Source organism: Pseudomonas sp. PvP028, from assembly GCF_017832255.1.
GTDB lineage: Bacteria > Pseudomonadota > Gammaproteobacteria > Pseudomonadales > Pseudomonadaceae > Aquipseudomonas > Aquipseudomonas syringae.
In genome coordinates this window covers 3,753,634-3,776,021 of the sequence record NZ_JAFIBL010000001.1, presented here as the reverse complement: position 1 = coordinate 3,776,021, position 22,388 = coordinate 3,753,634, and the positions used below count along the sequence as shown (strand labels likewise).

17 protein-coding genes and 4 pseudogenes are annotated in these 22,388 nt (G+C 53.8%); 1 reads left to right on the top strand and 20 read right to left on the bottom strand.

Annotated elements, in window-relative coordinates; translation table 11 throughout:
* Positions 1-46 precede the first annotated feature (46 nt).
* The 11 genes and pseudogenes from JOE34_RS16730 to JOE34_RS16680 form a co-directional block, all read right to left on the bottom strand.
* Positions 47-904, bottom strand: coding sequence for a DUF6282 family protein (locus tag JOE34_RS16730; protein WP_096113643.1), 858 nt, complete (start codon positions 902-904; stop codon positions 47-49).
* Positions 901-1,680 carry a hypothetical protein gene (locus JOE34_RS16725; RefSeq protein WP_209996870.1) on the bottom strand — a complete coding sequence of 260 codons (780 nt, stop codon included), beginning with the start codon at positions 1,678-1,680 and terminating at the stop codon, positions 901-903. Before JOE34_RS16725 ends, JOE34_RS16730 begins: the two co-directional genes overlap by 4 nt.
* 86 nt (positions 1,681-1,766) lie before the next feature.
* Positions 1,767-2,738 carry a nitronate monooxygenase gene (locus JOE34_RS16720; protein ID WP_044312964.1) on the bottom strand — a complete coding sequence of 324 codons (972 nt, stop codon included), beginning with the start codon at positions 2,736-2,738 and terminating at the stop codon, positions 1,767-1,769.
* Positions 2,739-2,824: 86 nt separating this feature from the next.
* Positions 2,825-3,178, bottom strand: a pseudogene (locus tag JOE34_RS16715) (antibiotic biosynthesis monooxygenase); the annotation flags it as partial.
* A 34-nt stretch (positions 3,179-3,212) separates the two neighbouring features.
* Positions 3,213-3,932, bottom strand: a complete 720-nt coding sequence (locus JOE34_RS16710) for an RraA family protein (protein ID WP_209996140.1) — start codon at positions 3,930-3,932, stop codon at positions 3,213-3,215.
* Positions 3,916-5,106, bottom strand: coding sequence for an isocitrate/isopropylmalate family dehydrogenase (locus JOE34_RS16705; RefSeq protein ID WP_209996138.1), 1,191 nt, complete (start codon positions 5,104-5,106; stop codon positions 3,916-3,918). The genes JOE34_RS16710 and JOE34_RS16705 overlap by 17 nt, the downstream gene beginning before the upstream one ends.
* The gene (locus tag JOE34_RS16700) at positions 5,103-6,131 is read right to left on the bottom strand and encodes a nucleoid-structuring protein H-NS (RefSeq protein ID WP_209996135.1); all 1,029 of its coding nucleotides are present in this window, start codon (positions 6,129-6,131) and stop codon (positions 5,103-5,105) included. Before JOE34_RS16700 ends, JOE34_RS16705 begins: the two co-directional genes overlap by 4 nt.
* Before the next feature lie 277 nt (positions 6,132-6,408).
* A complete protein-coding gene (locus JOE34_RS16695; protein ID WP_245227167.1) occupies positions 6,409-7,314 on the bottom strand; it encodes a LysR family transcriptional regulator in 906 nt (301 codons plus the stop codon).
* A 1,334-nt stretch (positions 7,315-8,648) separates the two neighbouring features.
* On the bottom strand, positions 8,649-9,140 hold the full coding sequence (locus tag JOE34_RS16690) for a hypothetical protein (RefSeq protein WP_146052060.1): 492 nt from the start codon (positions 9,138-9,140) through the stop codon (positions 8,649-8,651).
* Positions 9,137-9,403 carry a hypothetical protein gene (locus JOE34_RS25915; protein ID WP_210077449.1) on the bottom strand — a complete coding sequence of 89 codons (267 nt, stop codon included), beginning with the start codon at positions 9,401-9,403 and terminating at the stop codon, positions 9,137-9,139. The genes JOE34_RS16690 and JOE34_RS25915 overlap by 4 nt, the downstream gene beginning before the upstream one ends.
* 151 nt (positions 9,404-9,554) lie before the next feature.
* On the bottom strand, positions 9,555-9,815 hold the full coding sequence (locus tag JOE34_RS16680; RefSeq protein WP_080288651.1) for a hypothetical protein: 261 nt from the start codon (positions 9,813-9,815) through the stop codon (positions 9,555-9,557).
* 307 nt (positions 9,816-10,122) lie between these two features.
* On the opposite strand from JOE34_RS16680, the pseudogene JOE34_RS16675 reads away from it, so the two are divergent.
* A pseudogene (locus JOE34_RS16675) lies at positions 10,123-10,694 on the top strand (IS110 family transposase); the annotation flags it as partial.
* 268 nt (positions 10,695-10,962) lie between these two features.
* Here JOE34_RS16675 and JOE34_RS16670 read toward each other — a convergent pair.
* The 9 genes and pseudogenes from JOE34_RS16670 to JOE34_RS25905 form a co-directional block, all read right to left on the bottom strand.
* Positions 10,963-11,222, bottom strand: a pseudogene (locus tag JOE34_RS16670) (transposase); the annotation flags it as partial.
* Positions 11,223-11,297: 75 nt separating this feature from the next.
* On the bottom strand, positions 11,298-11,939 hold the full coding sequence (locus tag JOE34_RS16665; protein ID WP_010409358.1) for a hypothetical protein: 642 nt from the start codon (positions 11,937-11,939) through the stop codon (positions 11,298-11,300).
* Between the two features lie 9 nt (positions 11,940-11,948).
* Positions 11,949-12,524, bottom strand: a complete 576-nt coding sequence (locus tag JOE34_RS25910) for a hypothetical protein (RefSeq protein ID WP_245227028.1) — start codon at positions 12,522-12,524, stop codon at positions 11,949-11,951.
* A 329-nt stretch (positions 12,525-12,853) separates the two neighbouring features.
* A pseudogene (locus JOE34_RS16655) lies at positions 12,854-15,113 on the bottom strand (DUF637 domain-containing protein); the annotation flags it as partial.
* A 303-nt stretch (positions 15,114-15,416) separates the two neighbouring features.
* Positions 15,417-15,575: a hypothetical protein gene (locus JOE34_RS16650; protein ID WP_017279623.1), complete on the bottom strand. Its 159-nt coding sequence runs from the start codon at positions 15,573-15,575 to the stop codon at positions 15,417-15,419.
* Between the two features lie 412 nt (positions 15,576-15,987).
* A complete protein-coding gene (locus JOE34_RS16645; RefSeq protein WP_032623183.1) occupies positions 15,988-16,374 on the bottom strand; it encodes a DUF5376 family protein in 387 nt (128 codons plus the stop codon).
* 9 nt (positions 16,375-16,383) lie between these two features.
* Complete coding sequence (locus JOE34_RS16640) at positions 16,384-19,848, bottom strand: DUF637 domain-containing protein (RefSeq protein ID WP_245227165.1); 3,465 nt, start codon at positions 19,846-19,848, stop codon at positions 16,384-16,386.
* A 922-nt stretch (positions 19,849-20,770) separates the two neighbouring features.
* Entirely contained in the window at positions 20,771-21,184 is a 414-nt protein-coding gene (locus JOE34_RS16635) for a hypothetical protein (RefSeq protein WP_227443074.1), read from the bottom strand.
* A 17-nt stretch (positions 21,185-21,201) separates the two neighbouring features.
* Positions 21,202-22,341, bottom strand: coding sequence for a hypothetical protein (locus JOE34_RS25905; protein WP_245227026.1), 1,140 nt, complete (start codon positions 22,339-22,341; stop codon positions 21,202-21,204).
* Between the last annotated feature and the right edge of the window lie 47 nt (positions 22,342-22,388).

Sequence of the window (22,388 nt, the reverse complement as noted above, 5' to 3'; positions counted from 1 at the left end):
CAGGCCGCCCTGGCAGTGCTGGCCAGGGCGGCCTTATCCGAACAGCTTAAAGGGCCAACATGCGTTGCGGATTCAACAGAGTCACCTCGGTGCGGCGCTCGCCGCTCAAGCCGAACGCGTCGAACCACTGCCCGCTCAGCGACAGCCACTCGTGGACATCGACCTGACTGGTCTGCCCCAGGTCCGAGCTGTAGACCACATTGCCGACATGACTCAACACATCGCTGAAATCCTGCCGGTCCTGATAGCCCAGCAAGTACGTCAGTGCGGTCTGCTCGATGTAGACCGATGGCTCTGTGCCGATCAGCGCAAGCTCGGCCGCGTCTAGACCGGTCAACGGATTGGCAGGCTGGTTGAGCATCAACCTCGGCACACCGATCCGCAGCGCTTCGTCGATCAGCGTCCTGACTTCATCGGCATCGGCATGCCCGGTCGAGATCACCAGCGGATAGTCACGCGCCATTCTCAGAATATCCAGCGCCTGTGGCGTCAGACGGCCGTTCTCCGATGTCACTCTGGCAGGCTTGATGGGCTTGTCCCGCAACAACGGATGGCTCAGGTTGCGGGCCAGCGTGCTGGCATGCGTTCTGCCGGTCACGGTTGGCAAATGAACCATGAAACGCCCCGGCTCATCGCCACGCAAACAGAGGCTGCGCTCGACCACCCGATAGTCGATGCCGCCGGCAATCTCGTTCAGGACCACTGAGCCGCTGACCGGAAAACCCTGATCGCGCGCTTCCCACGCCTGGGCTGCCGTACACCCCAGATGATTCTTCAGCACCACCCTGCCCTGTGCCCGCGCGTAGCACCTGCCCGCCTCGATCGCACCATGACGACGAATGAACGCGTCAGGATTGGCGTGGTAATGCACATCGATGAAGTTCAGCGCGTCGACCTGGCTCATTGCACACACTCCTGGCGGGTCATCAGGAACGCGTCGATGCTGTCCAGCACCTGCTTCAGGTCATCCGCCAGAGGACGCATCCCGCCCCCCTCCACGCACAGCGAGCGTTGCTTCCGGCCACGGGTACGCAGCACATTGCGCACGCCCACCAACTGCGACTTTTCGCCGAACACGCTCAACACACGCCCCTGGTAATCGAGCAGGCATTCACTGAGATCCACACCAGCCAGCAACCGGAAACCCACTGTCAGGCGCTGCCCCTGCATCGAAAGCGTCGCGTCACTCTCGTGGCCGGCTGGGTCCGCTCGTTCATGGACCTGCCCGTCAGGCAATACCAGGTTGTCCAACAGATGCCTGGCTTGCTCGACATGCCCCTGTTCGGCCAGGTCCGCCATATGTCCCAGCCTGGAATCGAGTAACCCGTCGGCCTTGGCCGGGGAAGACAGCAGCAGCAAAGCAGGTGTCGACTGCAGAAATGAACTGCCTGCCAGTGCCTGCGCCAATGCACCGCCCAGGGCAACGCCGACCAGTACATCCGGCACACCCCATGGCTCGAGTGCGCAGGCCCAGCGCTCGGTAAATGCGCCAAAGTCCTCACCCGGCACAACGGGCAGTGACAGGGAATCAAACACCGTGACCTGAAAACCGGCGGCGGTGAAATGCTCGATCAACGATTGGGCAAATCCACCTTCGTCCCAGACCGGCATCACCGGTGACAGAATAAAGACGCGCGAATGCCCGGCACCAAAGGTCCGGAAGGTCATGCAATGACTCATGGCTTTTGCTCCTGCAAAAAGAACCAGACCCGCCTTGTCGAGCGGGTCCGGTCGTTGCTCCATCGTGAGGGCTCAATCGTGAAGGCTCAGCGGGGCGTGCGAAGGCGTTCGACACTGGCGGCATACCCGCGCAAGGTCGACTCGACAATCAGTTGTGCGGGAAGCACCTCCTTGATCAGGTCCGCGACTTCGCCTGCCCAGATGGCCCGGATACTGACATCGTCGGCCGCCAGCGCGGCTTCATAGTCCAGGCGCAGTTGACCGGCTGACGCAGCGAAAGCCTGCTCCTCACCCACCCAGCTAGCGGAAAAGTCATTGCCGATCACACGTCCGCTGTAGCCCTCGGGCCAATCGATGCCGCGCACCTGATCGAAGATCCGGGTTCGCACCGTATCGCTCGCAACCGCCTGCAGCAGTCTCTGTTTTACCCGTTCGGAAGGCAGTGCCTCCTGTGAAGCCAGAAAGCGCGTACCCATCATCACGCCGTCCATGCCCAGCGCCAGCGCAGCAGCCATGCCACGCCCGTCGGCGATCCCGCCGGCACCGATCAGCACGACATGCTCACCCACAGCGTCGCGGACCGCCGGAAACAGCGGCAATGAAGCGCGGCGCAAACTGTGACCACCCGCCTCGGCACCTTGCACGATCAGCGCATCGGCACCGGCGTCCAGCGCTTCAAGCGCCTGGTCGACGTCATGCACCTGAACGATGACTTTGGCATTGGCCTGATGGATGGGCCTGACGAAAGGACGTACATCACCAAACGAAAGGGCAACCACCGCCGGACGATACTCCAGCGCCAGAAGAAGCAATTCGAACTGTTTGGCCACGGTAAACATGACCAGGCCTACGCCCCAAGGCTGCTGCACCTCTCGCATCATCTCCAGTTCACGCGCCATCCATTGCGGGTCGCCGTAACTGGCACCCACCAGACCAAGGCCACCGGCACGGGAAACCGCAGCCGCCAGACGCCCACCGGAAGCGCCGCCCATGGGCGCCAGAATCAGCGGGTGGTCAATGCCCAGAAGTGAGGTCAGTGCTGTATTGATCGTGGTCATCGCATAATCCCTGTGCAATCCGAGTGAATATCAGACGAAGGCGGCCTGTGCGCCGCCCCCTTCTGCCGGTTGTGGCTCCAGCCGGCCTTTTGTAAGGCAATTTCAGGGGTGATGTACTCGGCCACGTTGTACAGGTGATATTCCCAGGTACCGGTTTCTTTCAACCGGGAATAGCGCGACAGAAACTCTGCGTCGGTAAACAGCGACTCGAACTGGCTGCGATCGCTCCATTGCGCCTGATTGATAACGGTCTTGCCGTCGATGCTTCTCATCAATCGGCTCCATTTGAAGGCACTGTAAGTGCGTGCCACGTAACTGACCGTCTCTTCAAGAATCTGAATGGCCAGATCCTGAGCCCCCTCATTTACCTGTACGACATTGATCAGATAAACCGCGTTGTCATCGCTGACGGATTGGGCGTCGAACAATTCCATTTTCATCATCATTTCCATTCAAGTGGGAAGGCAGATCAGTTCACGCCTGCGAAGGCATCGCGACGCTGATTTTTTCAGCGTCAGTCAGCCAGGGCTGGTCGTAGCGATAGGTGCTGCGGGCTTTTTCCAGCGTCCAGCCAGCCGATATGGCTTCGATGATGCGGCGTTCTGTCTGCTCGACCGCCTGGGCACGGCGTACGACCTCGGCGGCCAGTTGCTGGGGAATCACAACGCACCCGCTGCCATCACACACCAGAAGGTCGCCGGGCCGGACTGTTACGCCATCGATGAGCAGAGGCACTTGTACAGCCTGGAGTTGAGCGCGGTTCTTTGCCGACTGCATGAAACGCCCGCGACTGAACAATGGGTAACGGCACTCGATGACCGTATCGATATCGCGTGCCACGCCATCGATCACAGTGCCCTTGATACCATTGGCCAACGCGAAGTGGGTCATGATGTCGCCCCATACCGTGCAGTCCTGGCGTCCGTTGTTTGAGGAAACAATCACCGCACCGGCCGGTACATGATCGATATAGTTGGCAGCCCCCTTGAATAGCGCAGAGACATCGACCGGCTCGTACTGCACGGTAAATGCGATGCCTACGCAACGAGTGCCAGGTACTTGCGAGGCAATACCCGAAAGCCCGCCGTCGACCCCCAGGCTGTCCAGAGCGTCAGACAGGGACGCAGTGTCGAGATGTTCACATGCCTCCAGCACGGCTTGCGCAATGGGTACAGCTTCAAAGTGCGCTGACATGACGTTCTCCCTGTGCTGAAACCTGTTCGTTGCCATACCCGAACGTGCGGGACTGCAACTCGATGCACTGTTGAACGATCGCTTCGCCCACCTGAGCCGTGGTATGGGAACCGCCGAGGTCATATGTGCGTGTGGATGTGCGAGAAACCAGGCTGACGGCCTGGCTGATACACGCCGACTCGGCCGGGAACCCCAAATGCTCCAGCATCAGCGCGATGGCCATGAACATCGCGCCGGGGTTGGCCTTGTTCAACCCCGCATGGGCAGGCGCGCTGCCGTGCACCGGTTCGAAATAAGCCCCTGAATTGCCGAAGTTGCCACTGGGCGCAAACCCCAGGCCTCCCATGACTCCGGCGCCGAGATCGGAAAGAATATCGCCGAACATGTTCTCGGCAACGATCACCCCGAAGCGCTCGGGACGCTGCACCATCCACAGGGCAACCGCGTCGACGTTTTCGATGACCCCGGTCACGTCCGGATAACGCTGAGCTGTTGCTTCGAAGATGCCCCGCGCGAAGGCGCTGCTGTGCCGCAGGACCATGGGTTTGTCGACAAACGTGACCCGCGTGAAATGGTTCTTGCGGGCGTACTCGAAGGCGTATTCGAAAATACGCGTCAGGCCACTTCGCGTCTGCAGGCGCAACGTCACCGTCGCATCATCCTGCCCTTCTCGCTGCCACGCCGCGCCGAGGGCTTCCCGCTCTTCGAGCAGCGGCACCAGTGCATCCGGGATACAACCGAAGTCCAGCCCCGCATAAAGCCCTTCGGTGTTTTCCCTGATCACGACAAAGCGAAATCTGTTTTCGCCGGTCATGTCAGTGACCGGGCGGACATTGGCGTACAGGTCAAGATTCTGCCTGAGCTGAATGACCGGGCTGACATAGCGGCGGTTCTGGCCCTGAAGCGCCAGTGGCAACTCTGCTTCGGCCTCTGCCAGAGGTTTGCTGGTGATTGCGCCAAGCAATGTCGCGTCGCAACTGGCCATAATCTCCCAGGTCCGGGCCGGAACGGTTTCCCCCTCGGCCCTCCAGCATTCCCAACCGATGTCCGCCGCAATCAGATCGAACGGCAGGTTCAACGCCGCGATTACCGGCAGTGCCGCCTCCATGACCTCAATGCCGATCCCGTCACCGGGCAAGACACAGATGCGCTTTCTGAGCGCTTGAGTGGTCATAGCGCGACTCCCTTGAGGCCATTCGGCAAGCCGGTAGCGATGGTCGACAACACCGCTCGCGGCGCAAAACGCGCCACCTTGTCCTGCTGATGCATCACCTCGATCGCTCGGTACTCGGAGGTCAGTTGAAAGCGCTCGAGGGTGTCTCGCACGCGTTGACTGCTGTCATAGGGAAAGTTGTAAGTGCCCAGAATGATATCCATCAGCGGGCTAGGCATATTGTTGTGCGGTACCGCGCGGGCCGTGGCTTCCGACAGTTCCATCAGTTTTACCAGGTCATAACCATGACTGACGCCCGTACGCTCCAGGTAGGCAACCAGCATACTCAGGTGAAGATTGCCGGCCCCTTTGCCCATGCCGCATATGGACGTGTCGATGTATTCAGCGCCGGCTTCTATGGCGGCCGCTGCATTGGCCAGCGCCAACGACAGATTGTTATGCGCGTGAAAGCCCAGCGGCACCAACAGCCGGCTTGAGAGACGACTGAACAGTCGGTCTACATCGGCTGGCAACATGTGGCCATTGGAATCCGCACAGCAAACGATATCTGCGCCGGCACCCTCCGCGCGCACTGCCGTATCAAGCACGCTGCCTGGCGTCTGCGAGGTGACATGCGTCACATTGGCGCTGACACTGAAGCCGTGATCGCGAGCCAGCGACAAGGTCACAAGCCCCTCATCCAGTTGATCGCGCCTCAAACAGACGCGGATCATCGAAACGCCCTGCTCCTTGAGCATGGCGAAGTCATCCGTGGCGATGTTTCTGGGGTGAACCATGACGGCCAGTTCGATACGGCCGTTGGCCGTCTGCGCAATCTTTTCAATGAAGCCTGCGCCTACATCACTGGTCAGACCGTGCTCGCCTTTCGGGGCGAAGGATCCTTTGCAATAACCAATTTCGCAGAGGTCGACACCCGCACTGGCCAAGCCAGCGACCACTATCTGCGCCTGATCTTCTGTGAAGTTGAAGTTGTTCCGATAACCACCGTCACGCAAGGTAACGTCGAGAATTTTTACGTCGGCCATGAGAATCTCCGGCTGTCCTTAGGGTGTCACCAGGGTGCTTGAGATGATCTTGCCACTGCATGAGTTTTTATAATTATCCAACAGCGCGCCATCTAACAAACCTTGCCGAGCCGACACCTTAACGTCTCGGAGTTTCGAGTCATGAACTGCTCCACTCGACATTGATCCTCGTCAAAACAGCCGAACTTGTAAACTGTCGATATTTGATGAGGGGATGGGAATTTTTTCACCACAAGACTGTTTACCGTCAACATGACCAGCGCGAACTCAGGCCTGGCTAGCGATAACAGCTTTCCACATAATTCATGGCAGCCTGGATGGACGCCACCGCGCGCAGGTCTTCATGCACGCCGAGCCAGACATCGACTTCCAGCGGAGCCGACAACTCCACCCGGCAAAGACGATCATTGTCCTCTACGGCAAAACTGGGCAGTAACGCGATGCCCACACCGGTTTCCGCAGCACGAATTTGCAACTCCACCGTTTTGGCCTCCAGCACAAAGGGTCGATCACCGACGATATCCCTCAGCCAACCGTTCTGACTGTCACTCATCAGTTCATTGTCATAAGCAATAAACTCATACTGCTGCGGAGGGCGTTGCTCCAGATAAAAACGTGCGCAATAAAATGAAAAGGAAGCCGTGCCAATACGCCGCGCGACAATGCCGCTTTCAACAGGTTTGGAAAACCGTATACACAGGTCAGACTGGCAACTGGATAACGACGAATACTGGTGATCGCCCAACAAGCGCAACATAATGCCGGGATGCATCGCCCGAAACGCCCCCAATTGTGGCACCAGCTTCTCGACCGCCACCGACGGCGGCGCACTGATGGTCACCTCCACACCCTGCACCACCTGAGCCGCAACCGCGAGACGACCAACAGCCTGGGTCTGCGCCTCGATCTGTCGCCCGATCGCCGCCACACGTCGTCCCTCATCAGTCAGTTCATACAAACGCTTGCGACGGTCGACAAGCTTTACATTGAGAGACCTTTCCAGCGAAGCGATACGGCGCGAAACAGTGGCGTGCTCCACACCCAGTATCCTTGCAGCACCACTCAGGGAACTGACCGTGGAAAACATCACGAAGTAACGCAGGTCCTCCCAGTCAAAACAGATCCTGGGTTTTCTGAACAGGTTGTTAACATCGAAGGTAGCCGATCCATCCACTGGAGTCATTGTCATCCAAGCCTTATCCTTATGCGCTCGTGCGAATAGTTAACTTCGTTATGTTTTGAACTGAGTGTTGGCAGGCGTTTAGAACGATAAGGATAAGGCTAACGACTTCCTCAGGCCCGACTAGCGAGCGGGTGCCGCTGGGTAGTTTAGTTTATTGCGGAGTGGGGATTGCGGAGTGGGGTTCGGATGATTTGGGACGGGGGTGTCCGGAGTGGGGGTTTTGCTCGGGTGACAGCTTTTAAAACAGAAGCAAGGTAGAATTATTTTAGAATAGATAAGAAAATCAATTATACTCTTAGCTCGAAGATACACGTTATCAAAACCTATCCATCAGCGAACTTATATCTCATAAAATACATTACTTAATAAGTCCAGCATCTGAAAGCATATCGATGCTTTCCCCATTGCCGCGAATGCCGCTAGTAAGACCCCCTACCGCAAAATCTGACTTGCTCCAAAATGACTGCAGCGAACATGGCCAGCCACTCGCTCTTCGTTGTAATTAAGGTCTTTAGAAGCGAGTAACTATATCCTTTCGTTCGCCATTAAAAGCGAAAGATTTTAGAAGCGAGCCTAGCTTAGCAGAGCCGCTTTCGGCAGCCGAGCATTAATCACTACACGTGTTCTCTCCAAGGGCCTTAACCATACCGTACCGAACCGGCTTTGCTATCGTTCAAGGCCTGATGCTTGTCTTGCAACCCGCCACGGCATGCCAGTGGATCATAACTTGCACGATTCCCAACCAACTTCTTGGCAAGGGCATCCACCTCTTCGTATGGGCGCTTCAATACAATCGTTGGCAATGCTTACACTTGACGGGACTCAGCCAACACTAGCAGTAGCTTTCTTCATCGCTTACGACCCTCTAACGCATGCCACTGCATGGATCTGAAACCGAAGCACCTAGCTCAGATAGAGCAAGTGAAACCTCATTAAAAACCTCCAATGACACACATTATGGTGAAAGCAAGCCAAGAAACTTACTTACTTCCTCAAACCCTAATCTCACCATAATATTAATCGCATCTTCACCCATATTTAGATCATAGCAATCCCATAATGATATCAACATCGTTCGACTCGCCCACTAAGCCCAACCTCTATAACGCTATAAGCATGCCATTGCCTATCACTTAGCCCTAATAAAGACCTTACAAAATCAGACCTATCTACAACGCCAGACTCAAAGCCTTCTAACAACTCTCTAAATTCAGAATCAAGGTCGCTATTAGTCATAGTCTCTGGCAGCGCAGCGTAGTAAGCAATTTTTTTCATACCTAGAAACCCACTGGTATATGTGTAGAACTGGAGGGTTTTCTATACAGCAAACCATCTTACCCCAGCAATTTACCTCTTATTTTAATCTGTGCCGTCCATCCAGAGCCCGAATTAGAACCAGGAAATCTTTCAGCAGCGCTTGCATCAGGCGCATGCCATTTCACTTCGATATTCTGACCATTGATTCTATACTGAAACTTACTACCAGCTGCAATCGTAGCAGAAGACTGGAAGCTATTTGGAGTACGGGGCGGTACAAATTGCTCTAAATCCGAAATACTAATCCTTCCGTTATCGATAAAAGTTTTGGCTGAAGCCTGTGGATCAAAAAAAGCTGCTGGCTTACTCGGCCTTGGTTGACTTAAGTAACCAAAATCACCATCTGCCTGCGACACAGGATACGGTGGTCTTGAAACAGGCTGGTTTGCTGGCACCTCCACGGTAGCTTTTGCACCACTGCCAAACTGAACCCACTTCCCTCCAACCCACTTGACCGCAAACCCACCAATCTCTGCAGTGATCAAACCACTGGCGACGTCAAATATCAACCCACCCGCCTGCTGGTCGGATTGCGCCAGTAATTTATCCCCCGCACGCTCAAGCCTTGAGCCGGATCCAGGTACTTGAACTGGGCCTCGTTGGAGGTTTGTCCATCGATGAACGCCTGACCGGTGCGGGCCACGACTGCTTGCTGGACGAGGCGTTGCTCATACAAGCCATCGCCCAAGCGCTTGGCACTGACTTCGGGGTCGTAGCCCAGGCCTGCGAGCAGGTAATCCGAACTCATGAACTGCTTGAGCTGGGTGAGCACTGGGTCGGTTTCAATCAGGCATTTTTGCGGTTTGGAAGCGAACGAACTGCTGGGCAGGCCCTGCACTCTGATGACGGGTTGTACTGCCGCAAAAACAGCTGGCGTAATGGCGCTGGCTTGCGCCGCGGCGGCGAGTTGAATGCTGGTTTTTTTATTTTTGTGACGGGACTGGTCTGAGTATGTTCAGATCATTTCCAGCTTCAAGCGTCGAGGCGCGGTTGGTCGTCTCGACCACTTGCTGACTGGTGCGCTGCTTGCCGTTGCCAAATGTCTCATTGCCCGTCGGCCGGACAGGAACTGCGACGTGCTGTCTGCTAATTTGAGCGTGTGAACCTTTGCTTGTGGCATAGTCATACTTCCCTGCGCCGCTGACGGCATCCTTGGTGCTACCGTGGTCGTCATCAATGCTCACGCTAAGGCCATTGTGTGAGTTTTCGCGCTGTTGTTCAGCTCAACCAGCGCAGCAAGGCCGTCGATGACTTTCGGAAGTCCACTGACTTGGGGTAGAGGCAGACTTTTTCGACTTTGGTGTCGCGTCGCATCATGAAGTGCTGACTTCTGAAAAGAATCGGGAGCACAGCATCAAGCTTCAATGGCTGGTTTGGAGTGTGTGGTTCATGAGGCGCTTACGATCGATAAGCGCATGGCTCGTGTTCTTCCGACATCAAGAACGCGGTAGCCTAATGAAATGGTCACCCCCACACCCTGCGAGGGCTAAGGGTTTGGCCATCATGAAGCGTCTGGCGGTTGTTTTGGCTGAGCATGAACTTCCCGTTCGTCTGACGGTGCTGCTGCAGCGTTTGCACAATCACCTCATCTATCTGGATGAGCAAATCAAGGCAATGGATAAAGAGCTGGCATGCCAAGTGGCCGATGATGATCTGGGTAGCCGTTTGCTGAGCATTCCATGTGTAGGCCCGATCACCGCTAGCCTGCTAGCTGTGGAGATGGGCGATGGGCGATGGGCGATGGTAAGCAGTATCGATGCAGCCGGGGCTTTGCCGCATCAGTGGGATTGGTACCCAAGCAATACAGCACCGGCGGCAAGGCCAACTTACTGGGGATCAGTAAACGCGGCGACAAGCACCTTCGACAGTTGCTCGTGCAATGTTCCAGGGTCTACATGCAGAGACTCGATCACCAGAAAGGAGCCTTGGCCGACTGGGTTCGTTCATTGCTGAGTCGACGCCACTCCAATGTTGTGGCCCGTGCCTTGGCTAACAAGCTGGCGCGAATCGCTTGGGCGATAGCCGCGCACCATACGCAGTACGAAGCAGGGCCAGGCGCCTGAGCGCCTGATTCGGCAGTTGTTGCTGTACCACGATTTACCTTTCAGGTTTTGCGATAGCTGAATAGTGGATGACGTAAACGGCCTATCAGCCTGACGAAGAACCTGTTTTAAAAATTGGCTCAGCAAGAAGCCGGTCGCCTTTTCAGGATCGTTAGGCGCGACTCTCATCATGGCGCGTGTGAATCATCCAATAGACGCCGGATAGATTTAAGCAAGCCAACTACTTCGCCCATGAATCAGCATTGCAAAAAAGGGGGTGACCATAGATTTTTAAAATTGATTTCTCCCGCTCAAGACGGGCGATACGAACTTCGAGCTCCTGGATTTCCTGCTGCTCTGGACTCAATGCTTGCTCTGAGGCGTTACAACGTTACGCTTCTGCTGGAGCTGGCTCACCCAGCGACGCAGCGTAGACTCGACCACCCCAAGCAAGCGGAATGCTTCGATATGGCTATAGCCTTGATCGAGCACGAGGCCTGCGGCGTCACGTTTGAATTCAGTGGAATAGGTACGGCGTTGTTTGGTCATCAGCCCCCTGTCTGGCGATATTCTCGCCTAAATGAGTGTCCGAAATCATTAGACCACTACAAACTCTCAAGACGCTCAACCCGGTATGGAAGGTTTAAAGTCTTCAATACTTTTTCTCCTCTCTTCCAAAAGAGACACAACAAACTGGGAATCAAACCCCACAAGAAACTCGATCGCGTCATATATCTTCCATCGATGAACTTCTGGCTTATCAATTATCGACATGAGATAACCCTTAATAAGAGGGAGATATTCAAAATACTGCTCACGCTTTATAAATGATAACACATCAGTGATCTCGAAAGGATTGCTAGCTGCCAACTCTATTATTTTGGACAGCAGGGGATAAACCTCCGCTCTTGCTACGTCTTTTTTCCCCGCACCAGCCATATTGGCATAAAACATAACCACAGCCATAAGAACCTGACGAAAAGTATCATCGTACCCATGCAATCTATGAGGATATATATTAGTTATAATAGCAGACTTTTTCTCGACAAATTCCTTCAATACACTAAACCCCTCAAAAACCCCCCAACTGGCCAGCAACTTCGCAGCCAAAAATTTTACTACTTCATCATCTGTGTTACGAAGTAGATCAATTACTGCCTCCATTCTTTCTTGTGGAATATCTTCTAAATCCAAGTCACCTGCATCAGCAGCATAATCTGCGCCTTCCGGAATATTGCTAAGCAAAAAATTTGTTTTATGGTCCATAATAAACACCTACTTATCGATATATTTTATATAAGTGGCTGGAACGCAACCTTTGATCAGACACTCACCATCGCGAACAGTATTACCCAGATCAGACTCTGCCCTAGATAAAGAAGTTTGATTTTTTGGCGAAGGGTTAATGATATATTTTTCACGCGCCGCATTTACTCTAGCTTGCAACTCAGCTACAACTTCACGATTTGTCAAAAACCTCGTATCAGGCAATAGACCGGAATCGATGTCTTTTTGCAGACGATCGACATCGATTTCGATTTTATTCGAACCATAGCCCTTAGGATCGGAAGCAACCCGCGGATCGGTCACAGAAATATAGGGGGAATTTTCAGACCCTCCGCCACGTACATGTGTTTGAATACTACCAGTACCATCTTGATTTGGAGGCACCAATTCGCCATCTTCATTTATGTGCGCCTTCGGTTTACCGTTACTCCCGATCTGCGAAGAGAAATCATCATCGCTGCGCACTACGACATTATCATCTAAAGCTTTTGAACCTGCATCAATCTGTCTATCTACCAGTGCTTCACCGCTTTTTTCAAGCCGCTTTGACGCTTTCGCAAGCACCTTGCGGAATGCAACCCCCCCCCAGCAGCGGCTGCTAATCCTCCCCCAATGGCCTCCGCCAACTCAACAGTTTCTTCGGGCGTGAGCTTGAGCTTGGCCTGGAGTGTTTCTGCCACGGCCTGCGCGCTAGCACCGGTCGTCGCAACTGCCAAGGTCTCCTGAAACTCTAGGTTCTCATTGATCAGGATCTGCAGCGAGTCCTTGGCGTACTTAGAACCATCACCCAAAGCATCGTAGACACTCGAAAGATCGGCTACCGTGTTAGCAACATCCCTTGAGGACGGTTTACACAGGGAAACGTCGAACCTGCAATTGATGATCGCTTCAATCGTTTGATCCTCGCTTACTTTTTTGTAAGCGGCCACAATCGAATCGCACTCGGCAGGGGCACATTTCCTTAACTTTTCGGCTGCCTCTTTCAACTGGTTATGGGCAAGGTAGTTGTACTGCGTACTGTTAGCCGTCACCGCCGCTGCTGCCGATGCGTCCCCACCCGTTGCGGCAGCAGTCAGAGCACCGATCAACTCCGAGGCAGTCATCAGCTTGCTGACACCTCCCTGATACGCTTGGGAGTTTTTGCCTAAATCACTTGGCAGCATCCTCTGCGCCAGATAATCGACAACCATTTCATTCGCACCAGCGGCCAAGGCACCCGTTCGGAAATCGCCGCCCATTGCCTCGGACATCAACCCGCCAAGCACGGCATGCATGCCGACTTTGGTGAGTTTGCCCTCATCGAACAGAGTGAAATCACCGATCTTGCCTGCGGCAATGGCGCCACCCGTAGCGATTCCCGTACTGACGATGGAAGAGCCAAGGTTATCCTTGAAACTCCCGCCCATGATCGCGGTCTTGATCACAGATTCGGTGATCACCTTAGTCGCAACGGTCTGAACACTCGCAAGGTCCAAGCCCAGATTTTTCGGGTTGATGGTCGGTACGAAACCTGCCATGACGCCCGCCATGGCGTATCCCTTGATGGCGCTGGAAGACGTCACGTCTTTGAAAACAGCGCCAAGATCACCCTTGTTGTTGATCGTGCTCGTCACCGCCGTCGTCGCAACGCTGGTTGCTACAGCGCCGCCAATACCAGCGCTTAAACCAAAGCCTGCTGGGCCCATCACCGCCGCCATCAGGATGGCGACAACAATCTGCGCAGCAGGCCCAAGGCCCGAGTTGTCGTACTTGAAGCTTTCGTGGATTTCCTTGACCTGACGCCAGTCGATGTCCCCTCGTTTCTCGGCATCCTTGATCCAGGCCAGTTGCGGATCGGCCTTGACCATTGCGTCGATGCTCTGGCTTACACTTTGCTGATTGACCTGTTTCACATCAATGCGCAGACCGTTGACGGCCTGAATGGCAACTTCGCCTTTGGCCACCAGTTCGCTCTGGCGAAAGGTCTCGTCGGTTGTCCCTTTGCCTTTTGTCGAGAACCACGCTGCACTGCTTTTGTTCTTGGTGTGGCTTTCGTCGTGGAGGTCTTTCACGCCCTCGAAATCGATTGCGCCGCCACTGTTGATCAACAGGTCATTGCCACTGTTCAGTTTGGCAACCTGATAATGCTGGTCGCCGCCACTTGCCAGCGTCAGGTTACCGCCAGTCGTGATTTCACTGCTGATATTGCGCGTGTCGGTCACTTCATCGCGCTTGAAGTTTTTAGCCCCAAAACTCCCCCTCTTCTTTTTGTCATACAGCGAATAATCACTGTCCTGCGCAGCCAAGATGTCGAGGTTTTCACCGGCAACCAGGTACGCCTCTTTACCCGCCGTAATGCGGCTAGAGATCACGGCGAGGTTCTGGCCAGCCTGCAAGGCAACACTCCCACCGGCATCAAGATCAGAAGAAACCTGGCTGACGTGGTCTTCCTGACGGGTCAGTTTTTTGCTTTTGGACAGGGAATGTTCTTCGTCCGCCGCAGAGCTGATGGTGAGGTTTTCGGTCGCCGCCATGGTGATGTCGCGTTTGGCGTCGATCTGGCTGGCGATGATGGCAATGTCGCGTCCGGCCTGAACGGTCAGGTCGCGCCCGGAACTGGCGGTGGAGCCCAGTTGGGTGATGTCGCTGCTGTTGTGTTTGCTGTCCGAGAACAGGCTGTTGGTGACTTCGGTCGGGGCGATGGTGACATCGCGTCCGGCCTGGATGGTCATGTCACGACCGCTTTCCAGCACGCTGCCTTTGTTGATGACGTGGCGGCCTGCCGAGAGGCTCATGTCGTTGGCGGCTTCGATGCGCGCGGCGCTGTCGGCGAACTCGTTGTGGCGCTGACCGCGTGCACTGTTGTCCATCGAGGTGACGCTGCGTTCGTTGATCACGTCGCCGTTGATCGCGGTCAGTGAAACATCGCGACCTTTGATGATGCCGCCAGCGGTGTTGATCAGGTTATTGCCCGCGAGCAGATCGAGCCGGTTGCCGGCTTCTATCAGGCCGGTGTTGATCAGGTTTTTTGTTGCCTGCGACTGCCGAGAGGTTGTTGGCGGCGTGCAAGCTACCGACGTTGTCGAGGTTCTGGCCTGCGATCAGTGAGACGTCGTTACCCGCAATCAATGCCCCGGTCGGGCCAAGGCGATTGTCGGCCTGTGCCAGATACAGAAATTCGTTGCGCAGATGCTTGATGCCCTGATCGCTCAGGCCACGAATAAAGCGCGCAGCAAAGGAAGGGAAGTTTTGCAGTAAGCAGATAAAACAACACCGGCGCAGGGCCGGTGTCAAATCGAGGCTGGGATCTACAGATAAACAAGCACCCTGAGTTTCCGGAGATACTTATTAACTATTTCGATTTAATATATCCAGAAGCTTTTCAAATGCTTTAGGGACAAGATCTTTTTCCTCTGGAGAAAGCAAAATATTCATGACCTGCTCATCACAAGCACAGTCATATATATCAATACCTATTCAGCCTTCAGACCAAAATTCTACGGTCGCCAGCGTGTTAAAGCCTTCCAGCCCTATCCGCTCAAGGTTCCCAAAATCCCCGCTGGCGAATGCTGAATACTCTACGGCGTAGCCTTTCAATAGAGACTTAACTTCTTTATTAAACTGAAAAGCATCCATAACCCCTCTCACTTACTATCTAGCACAGTAATATTTTTTACCTCAGGGAGATGTTCCCCACCCTGTTTATTAAGAAAATATTGCTGGGATTTACTTGCGTCCAGACCAATCATTTTATACCAGCCTTCCTTACCACCCTGCAACAATCCACTACTTGGAACATCAAACTCGACATAGACGAAACCTTTAGACGCAGCCCCTTTAAAATCAGCGGCACCGTTAGTTCAGATAAAGATTTGCCCGCCGCCTCCCTGAACAATTTTTTTACTACTTTGCATCTATGCCAGTTCATCAGGAGACATCCATCTCCCGACACTAGTCATGCTTACATCATTAATAGCTTGGGTTTCGCCAAGCTTCAATGCGGCATTAGCAGTTCCTTTTGCACCAACTCCCCCTGCCAAATGGAAATTTAAACTTCAACCTCCTGAATTACTCCCACCGCCGGTTTCAGCTTAATAAAATCCAACCACGCTGATAGTGCTGCTTCAAATGAGTCGATAGTAATTAGTTCGTAGTAACTTTCATCATGGAGCGAATAAATTTTTACATATTCTTTAGTCAATTCAGCCCCCCAGGCATCGCGACTCCAGTCTACAAAATCAACCTTAGCCTCCTTAACTGATCTTGTTCTGTCCAGCCCCTCATCCAACCACGGCACGGTGTCTAAAAATAATTGACCGCCATCATCAGTTAATAGGCACGCTAGCGGGCTAACGCCATCTCTGTTGATCATGTTTGAACTACAAACCGGCGAAAGAGCTCCTGCTGACTCTTCCCATGAAAAATGCAATTTCATTTTATACACCTAAAGCTTTGGATATACGGTAGTTTTCGGGCTTATATATCCCTCTACCTGGACACCGCTAGGGGTTGTTCCAGTCCATTTATTTCCGACAACTGTTCTATTTTGGAAGGCTCCATCCACTTCAACTTTTATTCGATCTGCGGTCCAAGAATCGGGAAATAGTGTAGAAATGCCTCCATTATTCGTCTTGGGCAAGAACTGCCCTGGATTGGCTGGATCTGCCACCTGAATCCTAGCGCTATAAACACCTTGCGCATTCGGTATCGAAGCTGTCCCAGGGATCACTTGAACATCCCCCGTCACTGTTGAGTGCCCACCAACAACATTCCCATTTGGTTTTACTTCAGCACTCAGTATATGACCATCAAAATCAATCGGGGAATTAACTTTGCTTACAGATAGTGACGCCTGTGCATTGAGATCAACTGTGCCATTTGGAATTGCTTTTGCACCTGCCCCGAAAGCATCCAGAACAAGTTTACCAGCTCCTCGCAAAATAATCGCCTCTGCGACCGAAGCAGCAGCGTTGATGGTCATCGCCGCCAGCGCACTTTCATCTGGCGTTTTGCTCGCCGGGTTGAACGAGCTGAGTACCCGTTGTCCCTCGGTTGAAACATAAGGCTGAGTGATAGCGCCAGCAGACTCTGCTGCGTTGTTAAACGACAAGGTTGCAAGACCGCCAAGGGCCGCAGGAGCCAGACAGCCTATGATAGAAGCACATCCTGGCAGGGTTATGACGGCTCCTACCGCTGAAGTCCCTCCAATGTAGGTGTTCACGCTGGTATCAATGACAGCACCGGTTCGCGTAACCGCCTCATCATGCCGAGTGATAAAGTCGTCAGCGCTGTCAATGTAGCCGTAGTCAAACTGACCTGTTGCCTTGAGATCAGCCAGCTCACGGGTATAGCCAGCTCCCTTGGCTTCCAGAGCTTTCAGTCCTTCGTAGTTTTTATCCGAAGTAGGTACAGAGGCGCTGCAATGGACCAAGGCGCACGCAGCGGCATCTAACCTTTCGGCACGATCCGGATTTTCATTACGCGCTTTTTCAAGCTCCATCGCAGCCGGTTCATGTAACCCCTTGTTGTATTGCGTAGCGTTCCTGGCTACCCAACTACCCTTCTCAATCGAGCTGGCATCAGCGTCTTTCTGAGTGGCCGCAGCCAGAGCGCCGACTATCTGAGAACTCATGGTCAGAAGGTTTTTATTACCGTTGACCAGACTATTCAGGTGTCCAACCAAAGCTTCGTTAGCTCCTGCAGCCAACGCTCCCGTTCTGAAATCTCCGCCAGTGGCATTTGATAGCAGACCTCCCACCATCGCGTGAATGATGACCTTGGGAGGTGTACCTTCCGCAAAATTGCCGTAGGTATAGTCACCCACTGCATTGAAACTCGCTGCCGCCAAGGTATTGAACAACGCAGTCTTGAGTGCATCACTGCCACTGCCGCCGTTGCCAAGAGCACTACTCAGCAGCGCTGACGTCCCGTTCTGCAGAACCTGATTACCAGCAAACTGACCCACGCCTTCCCAAGTCGAGAGCTTGGCTCCAACAATCTTGCCGGTGTTCGGATCACTATGAGTACCCGTCCAACCATCAAAGTACGCAGCCGTCAGACCCGCCGTCACTCCCGAGATGACATACCCTTTTATGGAATCGGAAGAAGTTACATCTTTAAATACCGCCCCAAGGTTCCCACGGTTATTAATAACGCTGACCGTTGCGTTGGTAGCGGCACCCGCTGCAACAGCACCTGCGCCCGCAGAGAGGAACGCTGCAGTGTTGGCACCCATAGTACCTGCCGTTACTGCTGCCCCTGTGGATGCACCTACCGCGCCCATTGCCATAGGCCCCACAACAGCAGCCATGATAATCGCGATGATAATTTGCGAGGCTGGACCAAGACCCGAGTTGCTGTACTTGAAGGAGTCGTGAATCTCCTTCACTTGCCGCCAGTCCACGTCACCGCGTTTTTCAGCATCCTTGAGCCAGGCCAGTTGTGGATCGGCCTTGACCATTGCATCGATGCTCTGGGTAACCGTTTGCTGATCAACCTGCTTGATATCGATCTGCAGTCCATTGACGGCTTTAATGGTTACTTCACCGGCGGCAACCAGTTCGCTCTGGCGTAAGGTCTCGTCGGTATTACCTTTACCTTTGGAGGAAACCCAAAAGGCGTTGTTGTCACTCTTCTCGTGACTCTCCTGATGCAGGTCCTTCACGCCCTCAAACGTAACCGCACCACCACTTTCAATCGTCAGGTCCTTACCGCTCTTCAGCTTCGCAGCCTGATACTTCTGATCGCCGCCGCTCGACAGCAACAGGTCGCCACCGGTAGTAATTTCGCTACCGACGTTTTTCACATCGGTCACTTCGTCACGCTGGGTTTTCTTCGCGCCGAAGCTGCCTTTTTTCTTCATGTCGTACAGCGAATAATCACTGTCCTGCGCAGCAAGAATGTCCAGATTCTCACCCGCAACCAGATACGCCTCTTTCCCAGCGGTAATACGGCTGGAGATCACGGCCAGATTCTGCCCTGCCTGCAAAGCCACACTGCCGCCCGCTTTCAGGTCCGCAGACACCTGGCTGACATGATCTTCCTGCTCGGTCACCTTCTTGCTCTTGCCGTAAGAATGCTGTTCATCAGCCGCCGAGGACAGGGTCAGGTTTTCCGTCGCGGCCATCGCGATGTCGCGCTTGGCGTCGATGCTGCTGGCGATCACGTTGATGTCGCGGCCGGCCTGGGCCGTCAGGTCGCGCCCGGCGCTGACTGTGGAGCCCAGTTGCGTAATGCTGGAATTACTGGAGTTCACTCCGCGTGTCTGGCCGTTCTCGGTCTGGGCCGAGTCGATAGCGACGTCACGGCCCGCAGAGATGCTCAAATCACGACCAGCCTGCAATACGCTGCCGGTGTTTTTCACATCACGACCGGCTTGCAGGGACATGTCGTTGGCCGCTTCGATACGTGCCGCGCTGTCAGCGAAGTCCTGACGCCAGGTCGCATCATCCGCAGCGCTCTGATGGCTGGTCACCGTGCGTTCGTTGATGACATCGCCGCGCAGGGCGGTCAATGTCACATCACGTCCGGCGATAATGCCCCCGGACTTGTTGACCAGGTCGTTACCCGCCAGCAGGTCCAGACGGTTGCCAGCTTCTATCAGGCCGCTGTTGACCAGATCATTTCCAGCAGCAGCCGACAGGTTATTGGCCGCTCGCAAGGTGCCGACGTTGTCGAGGTTTTGCCCCGCGATCAGCGAGACGTCGTTACCGGCAATCAATGCACCGGTCGGGCCAAGGCGATTGTCGGCCTGAGCCATATACAGCACCGGCACCAGCACTTTTTCGCCATTCACTTCATGCTCTTCGAGCCAGACGATGTCATGGGTCAGCGCTGCGACTTGTTGTGAGTTCAGCGATACGCCGACCGCCAGATTCAGCTGCTGCTTGCTGGCGATTGCGTTGTTCATCAGGTACTTGAACTGCGCCTCGTTGGAGGTTTGTCCATCGATGAACGCCTGACCGGTGCGGGCCACGACTGCTTGCTGGACGAGGCGTTGCTCATACAAGCCATCGCCCAGGCGCTTGGCACTGACTTCGGGGTCGTAGCCCAGGCCTGCGAGCAGGTAATCCGAACTCATGAACTGCTTGAGTTCAGTGAGGACCGGGTTGGTTTCGATCAGGTATTTTTGCGGTTTGGAGACGAAATTGCTGCTTGGCAGGCCTTCCACTCGGGTAACGGTTTGTGCTGCTGCGGCAGCGACCGGCGTGATTGCAATGACTTGATCCACTGAGTGCTGGAGCCGATAACAGGGCTATTCTGCGTAACCATCGAGTTGCAGTTACAGAAATAGGATTACAAACAGCTGGCGTTACCGAGACACTCTGAGTAACCAAAGAATTGCTGACTGAAGAAATGACTAGCCCGCCCTGAGTAGCGACAGGATCGCGAACAGCGGCAATGACCGGAACGTCTTGAGCATTTACGACGGCTTGGGTAACGGCGGCAGTCACGCCTTACTGGGTAACTATTGGAGCCTGATTGACTGCACTGAGCAGGTTACCCTAAGTCCCATTTACCACCTGACCGATCTTGTTGACCTGAGGGCCCGTACCACTCGGGCGTTCTGGGCGGCTGAGCTACCTGAAGTCGAAGAACCAGCAGTGATATTAGGAATACCCTATGCCGGGACTGCATTCTAGACGGGTAGCAGAGCACCGCCGATAAGGAGGCTCATAGCAGAGGTGCAATCAGGTCGAAAAGTCCGCTCTGATCAGCGGGCAGTTTTAAAAATTCTGAACAAGGCTCTTTCATACACGCATTAGCCTCTGCCACTAGCTATAAGCCCCAGAAAAAACTTTCAAAAAGTTTCGACTGAGATCAGCCATAAATCATTTAGCCTCATCATCCATGAGTGACTTATACTTTTTAAAAACTCCAACCTCTATTTCTCCACCATCAATTAACCGCTCATAGAAACGGCGATCCACCGCCCATTCCTCAAACACTAGGGACGCCACCTGCGAACCATTATAGTTAGTACAGAAGCCAAGTTGCCAGTGAGTAGACAGCTTATTATTGCTTACAAAAAACAAGTCAGCCGCGTACGGCTTTGGATACTCATCATCAACGTCAACACACAAATAGTACCAAGGGCTATTCTCCCAAAACTCAATACCATAAACAACATACTCACTACCTAAGCTAATATCGATCTTACCATCTGGTCTGAATATTTTATCTTTCAAAACGCCCAAAACAACTTCATCAGATATATCTTTCAAATCATTTATCTTACATATCACTTTCAAACCATTCACCTTCAGTCAATGCTATGCTTTTTAAATTTAAAATCCATCAAAGTCCCAGTTTTTGGATTTCTAACATAATGAACAACTGAGTCCTTACCATCGGCAGACTTAACTTTGTATTCAATTTTGTCCATACCCTTGAACGCTTCGTCGCCTAAGTTACGTATAATCACATCCCCAGCGCCAGCTTTAGCTGCTTCTAGCGCCATTTCATCTTGGAGGCTTTTAGGTTCTCGGCTCCACTTATCTACTATTTCCTGATTCATCACCCCCGGCGCAGGAAGCTCAACCACAGGCCTCGAATAATCAACAGGCGTCTGATCAGCAATCTGACTGCCACCCGTCGAACCCACACCAGCAGGCGTCGCTCCAGCAGCATACCCGCCACTGGACGGATTCGCACCCTGGGCCTGAACGATAGGATTCACCAGCCTGGTGTTTTCGCCGTCCAGCAGATGTACCGGGAATGTCGTACTGAACAGAAATTTCCATATCTCTATGGAGGTGCTGACCTGCTGTTCGGCTGACTGGCCTGATTGAGCTACAGAGAGTGCGACGGCATTGGCTGCCGCTCTCAATCTATCCTGACCTTCCGGCGTCGCTGCTGTGGTAGACAACGCAGCACTCAGGGCCACAATTGCGCCGGCACCCAGCGCCACTACTGGAACAAAACTCGATGCACCATCATTTGGTTTATTCAGCGTGGTCAACAAAACCATCGCCTGCATCGCTTGATCCGGGTGCTCCTCACCCAGTTCGGCAATACGTGCGACGAGCGCTTCCGCATTGGAGCCCAGATTTTTGTCAGCAACCCGGTTTAGAACTGTCCTGATGCCCGCCGACCTTTTGTCTTCATCCAGGCTGTTGAGTTGTTGCATCAGTTCGGTACGAGCGACTTGGCGTTGTGCTAGTTCTGTCGCGTTACCTGTAACAGCCCCTAACGGCAGTAACGCGGTGACCACAAGCATGTCGACCAGTTTGTCTATTGTGTTTCGACTGTTTTCTCCATAAAGCGCGGCGTTTTTTTGCCATTGATCAAGTGTCTCTTTCGGGCTGGCAACCGCATCCAACGAACTCTTCGTCACATACAAATCAGTCCGGTGCTCGTCATCACGCGTGATCTCGTATGCCTTGTCGACATCACGATTCAAGCCCGCTGCTGAGTCCTTACCCGCCGTATCACTGCGCACCACCACAT

What these genes read in the sequence shown, in the direction of transcription:
- JOE34_RS16730 (WP_096113643.1), bottom strand. Translation starts at nt 904, where the DNA reads ATGAGCCAGGTCGACGCGCTGAACTTCATCGATGTGCATTACCACGCC.
- JOE34_RS16725 (WP_209996870.1), bottom strand. Translation starts at nt 1,680, where the DNA reads ATGAGTCATTGCATGACCTTCCGGACCTTTGGTGCCGGGCATTCGCGC.
- JOE34_RS16720 (WP_044312964.1), bottom strand. Translation starts at nt 2,738, where the DNA reads ATGACCACGATCAATACAGCACTGACCTCACTTCTGGGCATTGACCAC.
- JOE34_RS16710 (WP_209996140.1), bottom strand. Translation starts at nt 3,932, where the DNA reads ATGTCAGCGCACTTTGAAGCTGTACCCATTGCGCAAGCCGTGCTGGAG.
- JOE34_RS16705 (WP_209996138.1), bottom strand. Translation starts at nt 5,106, where the DNA reads ATGACCACTCAAGCGCTCAGAAAGCGCATCTGTGTCTTGCCCGGTGAC.
- JOE34_RS16700 (WP_209996135.1), bottom strand. Translation starts at nt 6,131, where the DNA reads ATGGCCGACGTAAAAATTCTCGACGTTACCTTGCGTGACGGTGGTTAT.
- JOE34_RS16695 (WP_245227167.1), bottom strand. Translation starts at nt 7,314, where the DNA reads ATGACTCCAGTGGATGGATCGGCTACCTTCGATGTTAACAACCTGTTC.
- JOE34_RS16665 (WP_010409358.1), bottom strand. Translation starts at nt 11,939, where the DNA reads ATGGACCATAAAACAAATTTTTTGCTTAGCAATATTCCGGAAGGCGCA.
- JOE34_RS16650 (WP_017279623.1), bottom strand. Translation starts at nt 15,575, where the DNA reads ATGGATGCTTTTCAGTTTAATAAAGAAGTTAAGTCTCTATTGAAAGGC.
- JOE34_RS16645 (WP_032623183.1), bottom strand. Translation starts at nt 16,374, where the DNA reads ATGAAATTGCATTTTTCATGGGAAGAGTCAGCAGGAGCTCTTTCGCCG.
- JOE34_RS16640 (WP_245227165.1), bottom strand. Translation starts at nt 19,848, where the DNA reads ATGAACAACGCAATCGCCAGCAAGCAGCAGCTGAATCTGGCGGTCGGC.